The organism is Pantoea stewartii subsp. stewartii (genome assembly GCF_008801695.1).
Taxonomy (GTDB): Bacteria; Pseudomonadota; Gammaproteobacteria; order Enterobacterales; family Enterobacteriaceae; genus Pantoea; species Pantoea stewartii.
Genome location: NZ_VZPF01000018.1, coordinates 1 through 19,985 on the forward strand (window position 1 = coordinate 1; position 19,985 = coordinate 19,985).

The 19,985-nt window shown below is 55.0% G+C and carries 15 protein-coding genes and 1 pseudogene; 9 read left to right on the forward strand and 7 right to left on the reverse strand.

The genetic code is table 11. From position 1 onward, the window contains the following. Positions 1-141: 141 nt before the first annotated feature. A complete protein-coding gene (locus F7Q90_RS06850; protein WP_006121162.1) occupies positions 142-1,662 on the reverse strand; it encodes a YifB family Mg chelatase-like AAA ATPase in 1,521 nt (506 codons plus the stop codon). 330 nt (positions 1,663-1,992) lie between these two features. Here F7Q90_RS06850 and ilvL point away from each other — a divergent pair, with 330 nt between their 5' ends. The 6 genes from ilvL to ilvA all read left to right on the forward strand — a co-directional run bounded on the left by ilvL (position 1,993) and on the right by ilvA (position 8,549). After that, positions 1,993-2,091, forward strand: a complete 99-nt coding sequence (ilvL, locus tag F7Q90_RS06855) for an ilv operon leader peptide (RefSeq protein WP_071785161.1) — start codon at positions 1,993-1,995, stop codon at positions 2,089-2,091. Positions 2,092-2,240: 149 nt separating this feature from the next. Next, positions 2,241-3,887 carry an acetolactate synthase 2 catalytic subunit gene (gene ilvG, locus F7Q90_RS06860; protein ID WP_006121161.1) on the forward strand — a complete coding sequence of 549 codons (1,647 nt, stop codon included), beginning with the start codon at positions 2,241-2,243 and terminating at the stop codon, positions 3,885-3,887. Then, positions 3,884-4,141, forward strand: coding sequence for an acetolactate synthase 2 small subunit (gene ilvM / locus F7Q90_RS06865; protein WP_006121160.1), 258 nt, complete (start codon positions 3,884-3,886; stop codon positions 4,139-4,141). The genes ilvG and ilvM overlap by 4 nt, the downstream gene beginning before the upstream one ends. Before the next feature lie 18 nt (positions 4,142-4,159). Continuing rightward, positions 4,160-5,089, forward strand: a complete 930-nt coding sequence (locus tag F7Q90_RS06870) for a branched-chain amino acid transaminase (RefSeq protein WP_006121159.1) — start codon at positions 4,160-4,162, stop codon at positions 5,087-5,089. 60 nt (positions 5,090-5,149) lie between these two features. Next, positions 5,150-7,000 (forward strand): dihydroxy-acid dehydratase, encoded by a 1,851-nt coding sequence (ilvD, locus tag F7Q90_RS06875; protein WP_006121158.1) that lies wholly within the window; start codon positions 5,150-5,152, stop codon positions 6,998-7,000. A gap of 1 nt (position 7,001) precedes the next feature. Continuing rightward, positions 7,002-8,549, forward strand: coding sequence for a threonine ammonia-lyase, biosynthetic (ilvA, locus tag F7Q90_RS06880; RefSeq protein ID WP_006121157.1), 1,548 nt, complete (start codon positions 7,002-7,004; stop codon positions 8,547-8,549). Here ilvA and ilvY read toward each other — a convergent pair whose 3' ends face one another. Beyond that, positions 8,550-9,431, reverse strand: coding sequence for an HTH-type transcriptional activator IlvY (gene ilvY / locus F7Q90_RS06885; protein WP_006121156.1), 882 nt, complete (start codon positions 9,429-9,431; stop codon positions 8,550-8,552). Between the two features lie 161 nt (positions 9,432-9,592). On the opposite strand from ilvY, the gene ilvC reads away from it, so the two are divergent. Together ilvC and F7Q90_RS06895 are read left to right on the forward strand one after the other, a co-directional pair. Further along, on the forward strand, positions 9,593-11,068 hold the full coding sequence (gene ilvC, locus F7Q90_RS06890; protein ID WP_006121155.1) for a ketol-acid reductoisomerase: 1,476 nt from the start codon (positions 9,593-9,595) through the stop codon (positions 11,066-11,068). Positions 11,069-11,374: 306 nt separating this feature from the next. Beyond that, positions 11,375-11,557 (forward strand): type 2 periplasmic-binding domain-containing protein, encoded by a 183-nt coding sequence (locus F7Q90_RS06895; RefSeq protein ID WP_006121154.1) that lies wholly within the window; start codon positions 11,375-11,377, stop codon positions 11,555-11,557. 71 nt (positions 11,558-11,628) lie between these two features. Here the strand turns inward: F7Q90_RS06895 and F7Q90_RS06900 are convergent, their stop codons facing one another. From F7Q90_RS06900 to F7Q90_RS06910, 3 genes and pseudogenes are all read right to left on the reverse strand, one after another. Continuing rightward, positions 11,629-12,960, reverse strand: coding sequence for an MFS transporter (locus F7Q90_RS06900; RefSeq protein WP_006121153.1), 1,332 nt, complete (start codon positions 12,958-12,960; stop codon positions 11,629-11,631). Positions 12,961-13,222: 262 nt separating this feature from the next. Beyond that, entirely contained in the window at positions 13,223-14,239 is a 1,017-nt protein-coding gene (gene yhjD / locus F7Q90_RS06905; protein ID WP_006121152.1) for an inner membrane protein YhjD, read from the reverse strand. Between the two features lie 39 nt (positions 14,240-14,278). Beyond that, positions 14,279-15,165 (reverse strand): annotated as a pseudogene (locus F7Q90_RS06910) (LysR family transcriptional regulator). 115 nt (positions 15,166-15,280) lie between these two features. Between F7Q90_RS06910 and F7Q90_RS06915 the strand changes: the two are divergent. Continuing rightward, entirely contained in the window at positions 15,281-16,039 is a 759-nt protein-coding gene (locus tag F7Q90_RS06915; RefSeq protein WP_006121151.1) for an SDR family NAD(P)-dependent oxidoreductase, read from the forward strand. A 32-nt stretch (positions 16,040-16,071) separates the two neighbouring features. Here F7Q90_RS06915 and F7Q90_RS27600 read toward each other — a convergent pair whose 3' ends face one another. Beyond that, positions 16,072-17,778: a PhzF family phenazine biosynthesis isomerase gene (locus F7Q90_RS27600; protein WP_006121150.1), complete on the reverse strand. Its 1,707-nt coding sequence runs from the start codon at positions 17,776-17,778 to the stop codon at positions 16,072-16,074. 121 nt (positions 17,779-17,899) lie between these two features. Further along, positions 17,900-19,513, reverse strand: a complete 1,614-nt coding sequence (mqo, locus tag F7Q90_RS06925; protein WP_006121149.1) for a malate dehydrogenase (quinone) — start codon at positions 19,511-19,513, stop codon at positions 17,900-17,902. Positions 19,514-19,985 lie beyond the last annotated feature (472 nt).

A 19,985-nucleotide genomic window follows, 5' to 3' on the forward strand; every position in this document is an offset into this window, starting at 1 on the left:
AGAGCATCCTGAAAAAAATTCTGACATACTTTACGGGCAGGCATAGCGGTGATCCCATTGAATTTGTGGAAGAATCAGTAGATCACATCTTGCTATGTCTGTCTCATTTTTGTGGGGATTCGTCAGGGCGAAAGCCCCTTTTTACTGCAGGTTGTTATGAAGATAGGTCATGAGGCGGTCAATGCTTCGGTAACTGACGGCTTCCTGCAAATGATAACGGCTGATCGTCTCTTCACCGGCCAAATCGGCCACCGTGCGCGCCACTTTCAGGATCCGCTGCCACGCTCGTACTGATAAGCCCAACTGATTTAAAACAGACTCCAGCCACTTCGCATCCGCAGAACAAAGCGCACACCACCGTAATACCTCCGCATTAGCTAAATGAGCGTTGATTTTTCCTGAACGCGCTATCTGTCTTTGCCGGGCAACAAGCACGCGCTCGCGTACCGCCACAGAACTTTCTCCCGTCTGCTGTTGCTGGCCTAACAGTCCCGGCGGTAGCAATGGCACCTCCAGCGACAGATCAAAGCGATCAAGGAAGGGGCCGGAAAGTTTGCTGAGATAGCGTAAAATCTGCTGCGGCGAGGTGCGGTTATGCTGTCCCTGATAGTGTCCTGTCGGACTGGGATTCATCGCAGCGACTAACTGAAAGCGTGCAGGGTAAACCACCTTAGCCCTGGCTCGCGAAATCGCGACTTCACCGGACTCAATGGGTTCGCGCAATGCATCCAGAACGCTGCGCTGGAATTCAGGCAATTCATCTAAAAAAAGCACTCCATTATGGGCCAGCGAGATCTCGCCGGGACGGGGCAATGCGCCACCGCCAATGAGCGCATACAGTGAAGCACTATGATGAGGGGCCCTGAACGGCCTTTTACGCCATGAATGATGCACTGGGCCCGCATTACTCAGGCTGGCTATCGCTGCGCATTCTAAGGCCTCCTGATCGCTTAATGGCGGCATGATGCCCGGTAAACGAGTGGCAAGCATGGTTTTGCCTGTGCCTGGCGGTCCGATCAGCATCAGGTTATGTCCACCGGCCGCCGTGATCTCCAGGGCACGGCGTCCTTGTTCCTGCCCGACAATATCGCGAAGATCGTCTGTGATTTCGTCGGTGTTATCGGCGTGGGCGGTGGCAATCGTGAGTTCACCCCTGTTGTGTAAGAAAGCACAAACGTCGATCAAATGGGCGGCTACCAGCGTTGAGCCTTTACGGATTAAACCCACATCAGTCTGGTTTTCTGCTGAGAGAATCAACTGCCTGCCAGCTTTAATCGCCGCAAGGGCAGCCGGAATGGCGGCCTGTACACCACACAGAGCGCCGTTTAGCGCCAGCTCGCCCAGAAACTCATATCCGCCCAGCTTCTCTGCAGGGAGCTGTTCAGACGCGACCAGAATGGCGACAGCCATGGGCAAATCGTAGCGCCCGCCTTCCTTAGGCAGATCGGCCGGGCCCAGATTGATGGTGATTCGCCGGGCAGGGAAGTCAAAGCCGCTGTTAATGATGGCGCTACGGACACGTTCGCGTGCCTCCTTGACGGTAGTTTCCGGTAAGCCCACCAATGTCAGGGCAGGCAATCCGTTGCTGATATGGACTTCAATAGTCACCAGCGGCGCATCAACCCCGATGGCTGCACGTGTCAGAACTTTTGACAAAGACATGGCCGCTCCCAAATGCGGCAAGTCTGCCCTGGCGCTTCAATGACGGCGAGGGCCAAAAGGACAAAATGTAAGCTGCGCCGTGATTTTTTTGCGCACTATACATCCGCACGCTTTTTTTGTGGAACCGGACTTTGAACGCGGTATAACCGCATCGGCATGGTTTTTTTGTCAAAGTCGGGGCTCAATAAAATAATCTTTTAATTACAAATTGATAACGAAAGAACGCAATGGGCCGCAATAAAAAACCTGATAAAAAATATTGTAATTAGCCTACTAACTATGATAACTCTGTAGGCATTACTTCGAACGAGTTAAAGAATCGAATACGTTATGAAAGCCCTTCTACTAGTGATTAGCCTTGTCGTGATTAGCGTGGTGGTGATTATTAACCCACTGTGCGGGGCAACGCTTGGAGCAAGAAAGGCTTAAAAATCAAGCCAGAACTCTAAAAAACCCCCCGCACCGAAAGGTCCGGGGGGTTTTTTTTGACCTGGCAAAATTCAGTAAATCTGCAAGGAACAAACAATGAACAGTAGCATAAAATTCTGTTGTTCCCCTCAGGCGACAGGAGAATAACGATGACAGGTGCACAATGGGTAGTTCAGGCTTTACGCGCACAAGGCGTTGATACCGTATTTGGTTACCCTGGCGGCGCCATCATGCCAGTGTACGATGCGCTATACGACGGCGGCGTCGAACACCTGTTGTGCCGTCACGAGCAGGGCGCGGTGATGGCCGCAATCGGCTATGCCCGTTCAACCGGTAAAACCGGTGTCTGCATTGCCACTTCGGGCCCCGGTGCAACAAATCTGATCACCGGCCTGGCTGATGCCATGATGGACTCCGTGCCGGTTGTCGCGTTGACCGGTCAGGTCGCTTCTGCCTTCATCGGTACGGATGCCTTTCAGGAAATCGATGTTCTCGGTCTGTCGTTAGCCTGCACCAAACACAGCTTCATGGTTGAATCGCTGGATGATTTGCCTTCCGTGATGGCCGAGGCGTTCGCCATTGCGCAGTCGGGTCGCCCCGGGCCGGTATTAGTCGATATCCCAAAGGATATTCAGCTGGCAAAAGGGGAACCTTCACCGCAGTTGATGCCGGTGGAAGAAGCGATGTCGATGCCGCATCAGGCAATTATTGACGCGCGGGCAATGATGGCGCAGGCCAAAAAACCTATGCTGTATGTCGGCGGTGGCGTCGGCATGGCGCAAGCGGTGCCGGCACTGCGCGCGTTGATGCAGGAAACCGGCATTCCCGCTGTTGCCACGCTGAAGGGCCTGGGAAGTGTGGATGCCGACAGCGAATGTTATCTGGGCATGCTGGGCATGCACGGCACTAAGGCCGCTAATCTGGCCGTCCAGTCCTGCGACCTGTTAATCGCGGTGGGTGCCCGTTTTGACGACCGCGTCACCGGTAAACTGGACACCTTCGCCCCGCTGGCCAGCGTGATCCATCTGGATGTGGACCCTGCAGAACTGAATAAGCTGCGCCGTGCACATGTGTCGCTGCAAGGCGATCTCAACCATGTCCTGCCGGCCCTGAGCCAGCCTTTACAGATTCAGGCGTGGCGCGACGAAGTCATGGCGCTGAAAGCACAGCATGCGTGGCGCTACGATCATCCCGGTGAAGCCATCTATGCGCCGTTATTACTGAAACAATTGTCCGATCGCAAACCGGCAAACACTGTTGTTACCACCGACGTAGGTCAGCATCAGATGTGGGCGGCCCAGCATATAGCCTGTGACGCGCCTGAAGATTTTATCACCTCCAGTGGCTTAGGCACCATGGGCTTTGGCCTGCCTGCGGCAATCGGCGCACAGGTTGCGCGCCCTCACGATACCGTCATCTGTGTCTCGGGCGACGGCTCTATCATGATGAATATTCAGGAACTGGGCACCATTAAGCGTGGCAAATTGCCTGTGAAAATTCTGCTGCTGGATAACCAGCGTCTGGGCATGGTTCGCCAGTGGCAGCAGCTGTTTTTTGACGGTCGCTACAGTGAAACCATCCTGACCGACAACCCCGACTTCCTCACGCTGGCCAGCGCATTTGATATCCCGGGCCAGCGAATCACCCGTAAAGATCAGGTCGACGCCGCAATCGATGCTCTGCTGAACAGTGAAGGTCCTTATTTCCTGCACGTGTCAATTGATGAGCATGAAAACGTCTGGCCATTGGTACCGCCCGGTGCCAGCAACGCCAACATGATGGAGAAAACCGTATGAACCAGCATCAATTGTCTATCGAAGCGCGCTTTCGACCTGAAATATTGGAACGCATTTTACGTGTAGTACGCCATCGTGGCTTTCAGGTGTGTTCAATGAACATGGCGACTGTGGCTAACGCCGAAAACATTAATATCGAAATGACCGTTGCCAGCCAGCGCTCTGTCGATTTACTGTCTTCCCAGTTAAGCAAACTGATGGATGTCGCCTGCGTCCAGATTCAACAACAGACATCACAACAAATCCGCGCGTAGTCGCGAAAGGAAATAATAATGAGCACCAAGAAAGCAGATTTCATTTGGTTCAACGGCGAAATGGTTAAGTGGGAAGAGGCGAAAGTCAGCGTGATGTCTCACGCTCTGCATTACGGCACCTCGGTATTTGAAGGCGTGCGCTGCTACGACTCACACAAAGGCCCGGTCGTCTTCCGTCACCGCGAGCACATGCAGCGTCTGCACGATTCCGCCAAAATTTACCGTTTCCCGATCAGGCACAGCGTTGATGAACTGATGGAAGCCTGCCGTGAAGTGATTCGCGTGAACAACCTGAAAAGCGCCTACATCCGTCCGCTGGCTTTCGTGGGCGATGTCGGTCTGGGCGTGAACCCGCCGGATGGCTTCACCACGGATGTGATTGTTGCAGCGTTCCCGTGGGGCGCTTACCTGGGCGCTGAAGCGCTGGAAAACGGCATTGATGCCATGGTGTCTTCATGGAACCGCGTTGCGCCAAACACATTGCCAACTGCAGCAAAAGCGGGCGGCAACTATCTGTCTTCCCTGCTGGTGGGCAGTGAGGCGCGCCGCCATGGCTATCAGGAAGGCATTGCGCTGGATACCAATGGCCTGATTTCAGAAGGCGCAGGCGAAAATCTGTTTGAAGTGAAAGATGGCGTGCTGTTTACCCCGCCGTTTACCTCCTCTGCACTGCCGGGCATCACCCGCGATGCCATCATCACGCTGGCGCGTAATATGGGCATCGAAGTGCGTGAACAGGCACTGTCTCGTGAATCTCTGTACCTGGCTGACGAAGTCTTTATGTCCGGCACGGCGGCAGAAATCACCCCGGTACGCAGCGTGGATCGCATTCAGGTTGGCGAAGGCAAATGTGGGCCCGTCACCAAACGCATTCAGCAGGCATTCTTTGGCCTGTTTACCGGCGAGACCGAAGACAAATGGGGCTGGCTGGACCCGGTTAACGCATAACCAGACCTTGCGCGGATGTCGCTGGATGTCCGCGATCTTATTTTGACTGGAGTAAAGAGCATGCCTAAGTACCGTTCCGCTACCACCACCCACGGCCGCAACATGGCTGGTGCCCGTGCCCTCTGGCGCGCAACAGGAATGACCGACGATGATTTCGGCAAACCGATTATCGCCGTCGTTAACTCATTCACCCAGTTTGTGCCGGGCCACGTACACCTGCGTGACCTGGGTAAGCTGGTTGCCGAGCAAATCGAAGCGGCAGGTGGCGTGGCCAAAGAGTTCAACACGATCGCGGTGGACGACGGTATTGCCATGGGCCATGGCGGCATGCTGTATTCTCTGCCTTCACGTGAGCTGATTGCCGACTCTGTCGAGTACATGGTGAACGCGCACTGTGCTGATGCCATGGTCTGCATTTCAAACTGCGACAAAATCACCCCCGGCATGTTGATGGCCGCGCTGCGCCTGAATATTCCGGTGATCTTTGTTTCCGGCGGCCCAATGGAAGCCGGTAAAACCAAACTGTCCGATCAGATCATCAAGCTGGATCTGGTGGATGCCATGATCCAGGGGGCTAACCCGAACGTCAGCGATGCTGACAGCGAGCAGATTGAACGCTCCGCCTGTCCAACCTGCGGCTCCTGCTCGGGCATGTTCACCGCAAACTCAATGAATTGCCTGACCGAAGCCCTCGGCCTGTCACAACCGGGTAACGGTTCACTGTTGGCCACCCATGCCGACCGTAAAGCGCTGTTCATTAACGCCGGTAAGCGCATCGTCAGCCTGACCAAACGCTATTACGAGCAGGATGATGTGAATATGCTGCCGCGCAACATCGCCACCAAAGCCGCGTTTGAAAATGCCATGACGCTGGATATCGCCATGGGCGGCTCTACAAATACCGTTCTGCACCTGCTGGCCGCCGCGCAGGAAGGTGAGGTGGACTTTAACATCTCTGATATCGATCGCCTGTCACGCAAAGTTCCCCAGTTGTGCAAAGTGGCACCGAGCACGCCGAAATATCACATGGAAGATGTGCACCGTGCGGGTGGCGTCATCGGTATTCTCGGCGAGCTGGATCGTGCCGGGCTGATTGACACCAGCGCTCGTAACATTCTGCAGCAGAGCCTGCGTGAAACGCTCGATCAGTACGACATCATGCTGACTCAGGATCAGGCGGTGAAGGACATGTTCCGTGCGGGTCCAGCCGGTATTCGAACGACTCAGGCGTTTTCGCAAAGTTGCCGTTGGGACACGCTGGATGATGACCGCGCTGAAGGCTGTATCCGTACGCGCGAACATGCCTATTCCCAGGATGGTGGTCTGGCCGTGCTCTACGGCAACATTGCCGAAGATGGCTGTATCGTAAAAACCGCGGGCGTCGATAAAGAGATTCTGACGTTCAGCGGCCCGGCCAAAGTTTATGAAAGCCAGGATGACGCTGTGGAAGCTATCCTCGGTGGCAAAGTGGTAGCGGGTGACGTGGTTGTGATCCGTTACGAAGGGCCAAAAGGTGGGCCGGGCATGCAGGAAATGCTGTATCCCACCACTTACTTGAAGTCGATGGGGCTGGGTAAAAGTTGTGCCCTGATCACCGACGGTCGCTTCTCTGGCGGCACCTCTGGCCTGTCAATTGGTCACGCCTCACCTGAAGCCGCTAACGGCGGCACCATCGCGCTGGTGAAAGATGGCGATATCATCGATATCGATATCCCAAACCGCGGTATCAGACTGGCCGTACCGGATAATGAACTGCATGCCCGCCGTGAAGAGCAGGAAGCCCGTGGCGACGCAGCTTACACGCCGATGAACCGTCAGCGCGACGTGTCGTTTGCCCTGCGCGCCTATGCATCGCTTGCGACCAGCGCCGATAAAGGTGCTGTGCGCGATAAGAGTAAGCTGGGAGGCTAAGATGGCTGAGGCTCAACCGCTACCCGAGGCGCCCTGCGGTGCCGAGTATCTGCGTGCGGTGTTACGTTCACCGGTATACGAAGTGGCACAGGTTACCCCACTGCAGAAGATGGAAAAAATCTCTGCACGTCTGGGCAATACCATTCTGGTGAAGCGAGAAGATCGCCAGCCGGTGCACAGTTTTAAACTGCGCGGTGCCTACGCGATGATTGCCGGCCTTGATGAAGAGCAGAAAGCACGCGGTGTTGTCACCGCGTCGGCCGGTAACCACGCCCAGGGCGTTGCGTTATCGGCGACGAAGCTGGGCATCAAGTCGCTGATCGTCATGCCGCTGGCGACAGCGGACATCAAGGTGGATGCGGTGCGTGCATTTGGCGGTGAAGCCTTCCTGTATGGTGCCAACTTTGACGAGGCGAAAGCCAAAGCCATTGAACTGGCGACGCAGCAGGGTTACACCTTTGTGCCACCGTTTGACCATCCGGCGGTCATCGCCGGACAAGGCACGCTGGCGATGGAACTGCTGCAGCAGGACGCACATCTCGATCGGGTTTTTGTTCCGGTGGGCGGCGGCGGTCTGGCCGCGGGCGTGGCGGTGCTCATCAAGCAGCTGATGCCGCAAATCAAAGTGATCGCTGTCGAGTCAGAAGACTCGGCCTGCCTGAAAGCGGCGCTGGAGGCTGGTGAGCCGGTGGATTTACCGCGCGTGGGCTTGTTCGCCGAAGGTGTGGCCGTGAAGCGCATCGGTAACGAAACTTTCCGCCTGTGTCAGGAATATCTCGACGACATCGTCACCGTGGACAGCGATGCGATCTGCGCGGCAATGAAAGATCTGTTTGAAGATGTGCGCGCCGTGGCAGAACCTTCAGGCGCGCTGGCGCTGGCGGGCATGAAGAAATACGTCCAGCAGCACGATATTCAGGGCGAACGCCTGGCGCACGTGTTGTCGGGGGCTAACGTTAACTTCCATGGTTTGCGCTACGTTTCTGAACGTTGTGAGCTGGGTGAACAACGCGAAGCTCTGCTCGCGGTCACGATCCCGGAACAGCAGGGCAGCTTCCTGAAGTTTTGTCAGACGTTGGGTGGTCGCTCGATTACCGAGTTTAACTATCGCTATGCCGACACCGACAAAGCCTGCATTTTTGTGGGCGTGCGGCTGACGCGCGGGATGGATGAGCGCGCAGAGATCATCAGCCAGTTAACGGAAAACGGCTATCAGGTGGTGGATCTGTCTGACGATGAGATGGCGAAGCTGCACGTGCGTTACATGGTGGGCGGACGGCCTTCCAAGCCGCTGCGTGAGCGCCTGTTCAGCTTTGAGTTTCCGGAAGCGCCCGGCGCATTGCTTAAGTTTCTGCAAACGCTGGGCACGCACTGGAATATCTCACTGTTCCATTACCGTAGCCACGGCACGGATTACGGCCGGGTCCTCACGGCCTTCGAGCTTGGCAACGACGAACCGCGTTTTGAAGAGCACCTTGCCGACCTGGGTTACGATTTCCACGACGAAACGCATAACCCGGCATTCCGCTTCTTCCTGGCAGGCCAGTAACTATAGCTGGTGCCAGAATGCACTGATAAGCGGCTCTCCGAGCAGCTTTTTTTGTACACAAACACCCAGCTCCAGCGGTGCGACGGACGCCACGCTTTCCAGCGGCAGCACACGGTTTCGTACCGGCTCAGGGCTGTTCTCCAGCACCACATCCGGCAGCAGCGCAATCCCACAGCCCAGCGCTACCATCGACACGATTGCTTCATGACCGGCAACGGTCGCATAAATCAATGGGTTAACGATGCGATGACGGCGGAACCATAGCTCGATCGCCCGCCGGACCGGTCCCTGCTCGGGCAGGATAAACGGAATCTGTGACCAGTCCGGTGCCTCTTCTGTCGCCTGACTGCGCACCGGACAGGGCAGTGCAGGTGCAATCAGCCCCAGCGGCAACAGCCCCAGCGTGGTGAAATCAATGCTGGCAGGCAGCGATTCAGGTCGACCGGCAATCGCCAGATCGGCATTACCCGACTGGACCATTTCAATCGCATCGGCCGCATCGCCGGTAGTCAGTTTGATTTCCACCTGAGGATGCTCGGCGCGGAAACGATCCAGAATGGGCGGCAGATGGCTGTACGCGGCGGTCACCGAGCAAAACAGGCGCAGTTCACCACTGAGTGACGGACCGTTGAGATCCATGGCATGGCGCAATTGCTGATACTGCAGTAAGGTTTGTTGTGCAAATAACTTCAGTCTTTCGCCCGCTTCGGTGAGCGTGACGGTGCGGTTATCACGCAGAAACAACGCGTGGCCGACATCCTCTTCCAGCCGCTGAATCTGGCGTGACAGCGTGGACGGACTGACGTGCATGGCCCGTGCGGTGCGGCCAAAATGGCAACTTTCTGCCAGATGTAAAAACAATTTGAGATCGCGTAAATCCATACAGGTTCCACCTCAGGAATGCATTGCGATTATTGCAATATAATGTTGTTAATATATCAATTTAAGCAACAGAAATCCTGTCATATGATGGGGTCATTCGCGGCGCTGAATCTCACGCCGTCAACAGACAAAAGCAAACACAACATTTAACCGGAGTACCCATGGCTAATTACTTCAACACACTGAATCTGCGCAACCAGTTAGCGCAACTGGGCAAATGTCGTTTTATGGGGCGTGACGAGTTCGCGGATGGCGCCAGCTTCTTGAAAGGCAAAAAGATTGTGATTGTGGGCTGTGGTGCGCAGGGCCTGAACCAGGGCCTGAACATGCGCGATTCCGGTCTGGATGTTTCTTATGCCCTGCGTGCAGAAGCCATCGCCGAAAAACGTGCCTCGTATCGCAAAGCCACCGACAACGGTTTCAAAGTGGGCACTTACGAAGAACTGATTCCTCAGGCGGACCTGGTGGTTAACCTGACGCCAGACAAACAGCACTCCGCCGTGGTTCAGGCTGTACAGCCACTGATGAAAGACGGTGCCGCGCTGGGCTATTCACACGGCTTCAACATTGTCGAAGTGGGCGAAACCATCCGTAAAGATATCACCGTCGTTATGGTGGCGCCGAAGTGTCCGGGCACCGAAGTCCGTGAAGAATACAAGCGTGGCTTCGGGGTACCGACGCTGATCGCGGTTCACCCGGAAAACGATCCGAAAGGTGAAGGTATGGCTATCGCTAAAGCCTGGGCTTCTGCCACCGGTGGCGACCGCGCTGGCGTGCTGGAATCCTCTTTCGTTGCGGAAGTGAAATCTGACCTGATGGGTGAGCAGACCATTCTGTGCGGCATGCTGCAGGCCGGTTCTCTGCTGTGCTTCGATAAGCTGGTGGCTGAAGGTCACGATGCGGCGTATACCGAGAAACTGATTCAGTTTGGCTGGGAAACCATCACCGAATCCCTGAAATTTGGCGGCATTACGCTGATGATGGATCGCCTGTCTAATCCGGCGAAACTGCGTGCTTACGCACTGTCTGAGCAGCTGAAAACCATCATGGCTCCTCTGTTCCAGAAGCACATGGATGACATCATCTCAGGCGATTTCTCTGCTGGCATGATGGCGGACTGGGCGAATGACGATAAGAAGCTGCTGACCTGGCGCGAAGAGACCGGTAAAACCGCGTTCGAAACCGCCCCTCAGTTCGACGGCAAAATCGAAGAGCAAGAATACTACGACAAAGGCGTTGTCATGGTTGCCATGGTCAAAGCGGGCGTTGAGCTGGCATTTGAAACCATGGTAGATGCTGGCATCATCGAAGAGTCGGCTTACTACGAGTCACTGCACGAGCTGCCGCTGATCGCGAACACCATTGCCCGTAAACGCCTGTATGAAATGAACGTGGTTATTTCTGATACCGCTGAGTACGGTAACTACCTGTTCTCTTTTGCGGCGGTGCCGCTGCTGAAAGAGTTTATGGACTCACTGCAGCCGGGCGATCTGGGTAAAGCTATTGACGGCACGCAGGTGGATAACGCCCAACTGCGCGACGTTAATGAAGCCATTCGTCAGCATCCTATCGAGCAGGTTGGCCGCAAACTGCGTGGTTACATGACCGATATGAAACGCATCGCGGTTGCAGGCTAAGTCGCACCGCCACCGTTTTCAGCAAATGTAAGACAAAAAGGCGCAGCCATCTGGCTGCGCCTTTTTGTTTTAGCATGCGCCTGGCGACACGATAACAGGCGGTAAAAGGCTCCTGTAACCAACATACTGACACCCGGCAAGAATAAGGAACACGCCAGCCGTAAGGTTGCCAGCAAAATACTCGTGATGATGTTTGAGGGCATAGCATACGGCGACAGAAGCGACAGCCGTGCGCTGCGGGTCGGCATTCAGTCAGTCCCCGCCTTTTCCCCCAAATGCGCTTCGGGAAGAGTCTGGCTGCGCAATGTGTGTAGATTTATCGCAAACGGCTATCTGCTTGATGGTCCACTGCGTCGTGTTTTGCCGGACTGGCACAGTGAAAACACAACACCGATGACGCTCTGGGCCATCACCTTACCCAACCGTCTGCTGCCGCTAAAAACCCGGGTTTTTATCGACGATTTTATGGCCTGGCTTAAGTCGAAATAGCGCGCTTTCGCCGCGGAAACGCATAAAAAAACCCGACCTGAGCCGGGTTTTTTTATGAGCGTGACCTGAGATCACACTTCATACAGCGTTTGATGCCGGGTTTCTTTACAGGCAATCAGGGCGATCAGCGTCAGGAAGGCCATAGAGGCCAGGTACAATCCGACGGCATATAAGCCGTAGTGCACATTCAGCCAGGTTGCGATATATGGCGCAACGGAGGCACCCAGAATCGACGACAGGTTGTATGAGAACGACGCGCCGGTATAGCGCACTTCTGTCGGGAACAGCTCGGGCAGCAGCGCACCCATCGGGCCAAATGTCAGGCCCATGATGCTTAATCCCAGCAGCAGGAAGGCCATCACCAGCGCCTGAGAGCCGGAACCCAGCATCACAGGGAACAGGAATGAGAAACCGATAATCATCAGCGTAATGGTGATCATGGTTTTCCGGCGACCAAAGCGGTCAGCCAGCAGGCCCGCGATGGGGACCATCACGCCGAAGCCAATGACCGCCATCATCAACATCCACAGCATGCTGTTACGTGAGATGCCCAGCCCCGCAGGCGCGGCGGCGGTGCCGTAACTCATTGAGTAAACTGTCATGATGTAAAACAGCGTGTAGGTGGCAAGCATGATGAAGGTGCCCAGAATGGTCGCCGTCAGATGTTTGCTCAGAAGTGAGGCAATCGGCACGCGCACCTGCTTCTTCTCTTTCTGCACTTTGGCAAAGACCGGACTTTCATGTAGCGACACGCGCACATACAGGCCAATCAGGACCAGCACGGCAGACAGCACAAAAGGCACGCGCCAGCCCCACTGCATAAACTGCTCGTCGGCCAGCAACCAGGAGAGCAGCAGGAAGGTGCCGTTGGCAAAAAAGAATCCAATGGGCGCACCCAACTGCGGGAAGGAACCGTACAGCGCACGCTTTTTGGCTGGTGCATTTTCCGTGGCCAGCAGTGCCGCACCGCCCCATTCGCCGCCGAGTCCCAGGCCCTGACCAAAGCGGGCCAGTGCTAACAGCAGCGGGGCCAGAACGCCAATGCTCTGATAGCTGGGTAACAAACCGATGACCACGGTAGAGATCCCCATGGTCAGCAGCGAGGCTACCAGGGTGGCTTTACGACCGACACGGTCACCGAAGTGACCAAACAGCGCTGAGCCGATAGGGCGAGCAACGAACGCAATCGCGAAGGTCGCCAGTGACTGTAGCGTGGCGACAGTGGCATCACCCTGAGGAAAAAAGATATGCGGAAAGACAATGACCGCGGCGGTGGCATAAATATAGAAATCGAAAAATTCGATGGCGGTGCCAACCAGTGAAGCAATAACGACTTTACTGCGTGAGTTCACTGGCGTTGGCTCATGTTGTTTATCAAGAGTTTCTGAGATGGAGGCTTGCATAAATGTTTCTTATTTTTAAATACCGTTAAGGAATCTTACGCACCTGTATAGCGGCATTCAATGGCTGGAAACCGCGTCAGCCGCGGCTTTGTCTGCCTAAAAGTAGAAAATCTTTGCCTGATGTGAAATGTCGGAGAATGGCAGCGTTAACAGAGATAAACATGGCGAGATACTCTGTGAAAGCGCTGAAGAAAAGTGACCCCCTGGTTATTCATGCTGTAAAGTGGCTGATAAATAACCGGGGGTAGGGATTTTTCGCTGGTTACTGCTGTTCGTGGCTGGCCATTGCGCCTTTTTCAGGCAGGCGTGGATCGTCTTTGTATTTGGCGGTGGCAATCCAGGCCGCGCAGAACAATGTCAGGCGGGCAAAGAAATAGAAGAACGCCATCAGCCCCAACACCGAGCCAAAAGCCGCACCCGAGGGCGAGCTGGCGAGTTTCGGCAGCGTCAACGTCATCACAAACTTAATGACTTCAAACCCGATGGCCGCCAGTAAGGTGCCACGCAGCAGGGCTTTTTTGCGCGGTTTATGGCGAGGCAGAATCCAGAAAATCCACAGAAACAGCAGATAATTTGCCAGTACAGAGATGGACGTCGCGATGATCGTCAGTGCCGGGCGCAACCATTCAATGCCATCCAGCCCTAACGCATTAACGATAGTCGCTTGGGCGGAACCGGCGACGGAGGTCAGTGACAAAGTAATCACCAGCGCCAGCATCAGGCCGGTCAGGGACAAGAAGTCGCGAATATAGCGTTTCCAGATCTTCTCTTTATCGTCGGGTTGACGCTCCCAGACGTCGCGTGACTGCGCGCGAATAGCCTCGCGTAAATTCCCCATCCAGTTGAGACCGGAATACAACGCCAGCAACAAACCGGTGATGCCCACGGTTGCGCGTTGCTGAATGGCCGTGTTCACGGTGTTTTTTAACGTGGTCGCCAGCGACGGATCGCTGATGCTGCTGACGATTTTGTTGATGATATCGGTCAGGAGGTCCGGATTCGAGGCCAGCACGAAACCCACGGCAGCAAAAGACACCATTAAAATGGGGATGAGCGACAGAAACGAAAAATAGGTAATGGCGGCACCAAACTGGCTGCCGAGGCGATCGTTAAACCGATCCAGCGCGCGAATAAAGTGCGCTACCGCCGGTATCGCCTGGAACCAGGCGGCGAAGCGTGATATGCGCACGATGGAGCGATCGACGGACTTGTTGCCGGTTTTAATATCGATCAGCGGTTTGGCGTCTTTTACGTTGTCCTGCTCGTCTGTCATAGACATTCACTTTCCTGTTGAACCTTAAAATCACATTATAGCCTGTCAGGTGACATACTCCTGGAGCACCTGACTTAACCACTCCATAAACACCCGAACCCGACGCGCGACATTCCGGCGATGGGGATAGAGCAAGTGAATGGGCATCGGTTTGGCCGGGAACGCATGGAGCACCTCGACCAGTTGACCGCTTTCCAGATATTTTTGGATGCCCACCGTCGGCACCTGAATAATGCCCAGGCCCGCAAGGCAGGCGGCACGGTAGGTTTCGGTGCTGTTCACCGTCACGACGCCGCCCGTGTGCACATAGTGGCACTGCTTACCATCGAAGTATTCGAAGCCCTGCGCCGCCTGACCTAACGGCTGGCTGTAATGCACCATTGCATGCTGCGACAGCTCCTCAAGCCGAATCGGCCTGCCAAAACGCGCAAGATAGTCAGGACTGGCACAGTTAATCAAGGTGTGCGTGCCTATACGGCGGGCGATCAGTCCCGAATCCTTTAGCTCGCCAACGCGAATCACACAGTCAAAACCTTCGCGAATGACGTCAACCTGGCGATCGTTGCTGCTGAGTTCAATTTCCACGCCAGGATAGTGCTGAAGGAATTCAGGCAGACGCGGAAGAATAAGATCGCTCGCCATTGCCACGGACATGTCGACCCGCAGTTTGCCACTTAACGTCGCGGGATCGTGCTGAAACAGGCTGTCCATATCGCCAATCATCGCCAGCAAATCAAGACAGCCAGGCCATCCTGAGTAAGCTGCACGCGGCGGGTAGTACGATGCAGCAGCCGTGTGCCCATCAGATTCTCCAGCGCCTGAATTTGCCGTGATACGCTGCCTTTTGGTAACCCAAGGCTGTCAGCCGCCGCCGTAAAACTGCCCATCTCTGCAACTCTGACGAACACCTGCATTGCATGAATTTTATCCATATAGCCTGCCGATTGTTGTTGTAAGTGGAACAGTGCTGCGCATTCTTAAGCGTTTATAGAACAATTTTTAACGAATATCCTGAATCTGTGTTCAATTTTGCAACAGGAAATCAACATGAATCGTAAAATCGTCTTGATTACGGGCGCAAATCGCGGTTTAGGCAAGAATGCAGCGCTAAAACTGGCGGCAAAAGGCCGGGATATCATCCTGACGTACCGCAATCATCAAAACGAAGCACAGGACGTCGTCAACGCTGTTGAGCGCGCAGGCGGCCGCGCCATAGCGCTACAGCTGGATGTGGGTGATGTTAGCCAGTTCGACCGCTTCATTTCTGATGTCAAAAACACCTTACAGCAGCACTGGCAGCGTGAGACATTTGATTATTTAGTGAACAATGCCGGGCATGGTCACTACAAACCTTTTGCCGAGACGACGGAAGCGGAATTTGATGCGCTGATGAATGTGCATTTCAAAGGGCCGTACTTCCTGACGCAGAAACTGCTGCCTGTTATCAGCGACGGCGGGCGCATTCTGAATATCTCCAGTGGATTAACGCGCCTGACCTATCCTGGCTCGGGCACCTATGCGGCGATGAAAGGGGCGATGGAAGTGCTGACCCGTTACCAGGCCAAAGAGCTGGGGGAACGTCGAATCCGCGTTAATATCCTGGCGCCGGGCGCGATTGAAACGGATTTTGGCGGCGGACGGGTGCGTGACGATAAAGCCGTGAATGAAAGCATCGCTGCGTTGACCGCTCTGGGGCGGGTCGGATTACCTGATGATATTGGCGACGCCATTTGCGCCATTCTGAGCGAGGAAACCGGCTGGATCACCGCGCAACGCATCGAAGCATCGGGCGGGCAAGGACTGTAACAGTAAGGGCGACCCCGTCGCCCTGTCGTGTCTCAGGGCGTAACGTCAATTGAGCCCTCAACGATCGTCACTGTTTTTCCGCCAATCCAGATGGTTTCGCCCTCATAAGCCACGTTCACCCGGCCCTGACGTCTGACCTGCGTGCCCTGACGAACGCGGTAATTGTGCGGTTTACCCTGAGCCGCGAAGTAGCGCGCCAGGCAGGCATTTGCGCTGCCGGTAATCGGATCTTCTGTCAGGCTGCCGTGCTCAACCAGTAATCCCCGCACTTCATACTGTTCTGCTTCTCCCGAGGGCAGCGGGCCAAAGGGCATTACACCATCCACGCTGGCGTGGGTAATTAACCGCTCAAGATCGTTGACGTCGGGTATGACGGTGCGCACCGCCTCGGCACTGACCATCGGGATAAGCAACCAGCGAATGCCCATATCCGCCACGGTGACAGGCTGTGAATGATCCAGCGCGTCGCTGTTTAATGCTGTGCTGATCAGGGCATCGTGGTAGGGCGTCAGGGTGGCGCTGGGCGCGGCAAAAGCCAGCGTACCATCGGATGCGATTGTCACCACCACATTGCCGACGCCGCACTGCTGCACCATCCTGCCTGGTGTGTTGGTTTTCCAGCCCGCCTCAAGCAAGGCATGGGCGGTACCCAGCGTGGGATGACCTGCAAACGGTAGCTCGCCCTGTGGGGCCAGCGCCTGCAGTTCCGGCTTAAGCCGCCCCTGTTCATCAAACAGATCGTCAGGCTGATAGCTGCGCAGCCAGTTCTCCAGAATGTTACAGTGGTCTTCGTTTTCGCGGCAGGCCGCTACGGGCACCTGGTGCGCCCGCCAGAAACCTTCCACTTTTTTGCCGTCTACCGTTTTCGGCCCGGTCCAGCCTTTAGGGCTGCGCAGGATAATCATCGGCCAGCGGGGAATGGCCTTCATTGGTGAGCCCTGCCGGGCGGCCTGTTGAAAGCCGGCAATCTCTGAAAAAGCGCGATCCAGCGTGTCGGCCATCAACGGATGCATCTCTTCAGGTTCATGACCGCAGACAAACAGCGGTTCATAGCCGTAACCGCGAAACAGCTGACGCAGATCGTCGTCACTGGCGCGGCCCAGAATCGTTGGATTCGCAATCTTATAACCATTCAGATGCAGAATGGGCAGCACGGCACCGTCGCGCTGGGGATTAAGAAACTTAATCCCGTGCCAGCTGGAGGCCAGCGGCCCGGTTTCGGCTTCGCCGTCGCCAATGATGCAGGGCGCGATCAGATCGGGGTTATCAAAGACAGCGCCAAAGGCATGAGAAAGTGAGTAGCCTAACTCTCCACCTTCATTGATCGAGCCCGGGGTTTCGGGTGCCGCATGACTGGGAATACCGCCCGGAAAGGAAAACTGTTTAAACAGCTTCTGCATGCCGTCGGCATCCTGACGGATATGCGGATAGATTTCGCTATAGCTCCCCTCAAGCCAGGTATTCGCAACCATGCCAGGCCCGCCATGGCCGGGACCACAGACATAAATAAGGTTGAGGTCGCGCTGACGAATAATCCGGTTCAGATGGGCATAGATAAAATTCAGTCCGGGCGTGGTGCCCCAGTGGCCCAGCAAGCGCGGTTTAATGTGCTCTGGCTTCAATGGTTCGCGTAACAGCGGATTGTCCATTAAATAAATCTGCCCGACAGACAGATAGTTAGCGGCGCGCCAGTAGCGATCAAGTAACGTGAGTTCGTGTGCCGTGTTCGGTTGAGCCATGCCATTTTCTCCTGCATTACGTCAGACGATGCACTAACCCTAATAGAGAATGGGGGAGTCAACCAGGCAAGCGGCAAACAAAAAGGCCTCGCAAGCGAGGCCTCAGACAGGTAGAAGATGGTTATTTACCGACGACGTAGGCAGTTTCACGGCCTTCGTCATTCGCGGCCACCGGCGTTACAGGCGTATACGGCAGTTGCAGGACGCGGCTGGTTTCAGCCAGCACTTTTTCAGTCAGGGCGACGTCACCGTTAAGTTTGCGGCCCCAGGACGGCACAACGGCACGAATTTTATTTTGCCATTCCGGTGACGCCATCTGCTCTGGACAGACCTTGTGCAGCAGTTCCAGCATGATCGGTGCCGCTGTTGAGGCGCCCGGCGAAGCACCCAGCAGTGCCGAGATCGAGCCATCTTCCGACGACACCACTTCTGTGCCCAGACGCAATACCGCGCCTTCTTTTTCATCTTTCTTGATGATTTGCACGCGCTGACCTGCGGTCACCAGACGCCAGTCTTCCTGCTTCGCCTGCGGAACATAGGCGCGCAGCGCGTCCATCCGGTCACGGTCGCTTTGCAGAACCTGATCCATCAGGTACTTCACCAGATCAAAGCTTTTCAGTCCGACTTTGATCATCGGCATAAGGTTAGTACTGTTCAGCGAGGCAAACATGTCCAGCAGCGAACCCTGCTTCAGGAACTTGGTCGAGAAGGTCGCGAACGGCCCAAACAGCAGAACCTGTTTGCCGTTCAGAACGCGCGTGTCCACATGCGGCACGGACATTGGCGGCGCACCGACGCTCGCTTTACCATAGACCTTCGCCATATGTTGTTTCACAACATCGGGATTTTCGGTCACCAGGAAAGAGCCGCCGACCGGGAAGCCCGCATAGCCATTGGCTTCGGGAACGCCAGCCTTCTGCAGCAACGGCAACGCCGCACCGCCTGCGCCAATGAAAATCTTACCGGCGGTTAACGTACGACGTGAACCGTCTGTCAGGCTGACAAGGGTAACCTGCCAGCGACCATCGTTCAGGCGTGTAATGTCGCGAACTTCCTGGCTCATGCGCAAACGGAAACTGGCTTTTTTCTCCAGTGAGGCAATCAACTGACGCGTCACTTCACCGAAATCGACGTCGGTGCCCATATCGGTCCAGGTCGCGGCCACTTTTTGACTGGCGGGACGGCCTTTCATCACCAACGGAATCCACTTCGCAATTTGCTGTGGATCTTCAGAGTAAGCCATGCCACGGAACAAAGTGCTTTTCTGTAATGCGTTAAAGCGTTTGCGCAGGAAGTTAACGTTGTCATCGCCCCAGACAAAGCTCATATGCGGTGTGCTGTGGATAAAGCTTTTTGGCGTATGCAGATTGCCTTTCTGGACATGATAGGCCCAGAACTGGCGAGAAATCTGGAAGGCTTCGTTAATCGCAATGGCTTTCGCGATATCGATACTGCTGTCAGCTCTCTGCGGCGTATAGTTCAGCTCGGCCAGCGCGGCATGGCCTGTACCGGCATTGTTCCAGCCATTAGAGGACTCTTCCGCCACATGCGGCAGCCTTTCCACCATTTCAATGGACCAGTCTGGCTCAAGATCCTGCAGCCAGGTGCCTAAGGTGGCGCTCATGACGCCAGCGCCAATGAGTAGCACATCGACGTCTTTACGCTCCTGCGCCCCGGTGGTGTCCTTTCCGCTAACACTCATTGTGAGCGCAAGATTTACAGCTGATTTGCACATGAGGCGACATCTCCTCTTCTGTTGACCTGAAGCTCAACAGTGTTGCAGGCGAAATAGTCACGCTTCTGTCGAGCGCGTTGCGCTATTTCCGGGTTAAGACTCAGGTATAGGTTAAAGCGACGATAACGAGTTAACTGAACGTTATGCTTTGTTGCCCAAATATAACATTCTCGCGTTCGAATTAAACATTTGTTTATTTTTTAAATGCAGAAATGATTCAGCATAAGAAAGAATCATAATGGCAGGCGCGCCATAAGCTTTTTTTGCAGCTAACTCAACGGGTTAATTAAAAGTGGATGTTGCGGGATTGCCCCATAATGGTGCGGTATGAAAATGTCACTTATCGAAAGGAATAATCTAACCTAATGAAAAAAAAGGATTATTGAAATTTATTCTTTGCGTTGAATTTTTAATCGATAAGGCGGCGAAGGCTATTTTGTAAAACAAATGTTACATTTTTGTGACCTCAGAG

Coding starts and splice junctions, on each gene's coding strand:
- F7Q90_RS06850 (WP_006121162.1), bottom strand. CDS start 1,662: ATGTCTTTGTCAAAAGTTCTGACACGTGCAGCCATCGGGGTTGATGCG.
- ilvL (WP_071785161.1), top strand. CDS start 1,993: ATGAAAGCCCTTCTACTAGTGATTAGCCTTGTCGTGATTAGCGTGGTG.
- ilvG (WP_006121161.1), top strand. CDS start 2,241: ATGACAGGTGCACAATGGGTAGTTCAGGCTTTACGCGCACAAGGCGTT.
- ilvM (WP_006121160.1), top strand. CDS start 3,884: ATGAACCAGCATCAATTGTCTATCGAAGCGCGCTTTCGACCTGAAATA.
- F7Q90_RS06870 (WP_006121159.1), top strand. CDS start 4,160: ATGAGCACCAAGAAAGCAGATTTCATTTGGTTCAACGGCGAAATGGTT.
- ilvD (WP_006121158.1), top strand. CDS start 5,150: ATGCCTAAGTACCGTTCCGCTACCACCACCCACGGCCGCAACATGGCT.
- ilvA (WP_006121157.1), top strand. CDS start 7,002: ATGGCTGAGGCTCAACCGCTACCCGAGGCGCCCTGCGGTGCCGAGTAT.
- ilvY (WP_006121156.1), bottom strand. CDS start 9,431: ATGGATTTACGCGATCTCAAATTGTTTTTACATCTGGCAGAAAGTTGC.
- ilvC (WP_006121155.1), top strand. CDS start 9,593: ATGGCTAATTACTTCAACACACTGAATCTGCGCAACCAGTTAGCGCAA.
- F7Q90_RS06900 (WP_006121153.1), bottom strand. CDS start 12,960: ATGCAAGCCTCCATCTCAGAAACTCTTGATAAACAACATGAGCCAACG.
- yhjD (WP_006121152.1), bottom strand. CDS start 14,239: ATGTCTATGACAGACGAGCAGGACAACGTAAAAGACGCCAAACCGCTG.
- F7Q90_RS06915 (WP_006121151.1), top strand. CDS start 15,281: ATGAATCGTAAAATCGTCTTGATTACGGGCGCAAATCGCGGTTTAGGC.
- F7Q90_RS27600 (WP_006121150.1), bottom strand. CDS start 17,778: ATGGCTCAACCGAACACGGCACACGAACTCACGTTACTTGATCGCTAC.
- mqo (WP_006121149.1), bottom strand. CDS start 19,513: ATGTGCAAATCAGCTGTAAATCTTGCGCTCACAATGAGTGTTAGCGGA.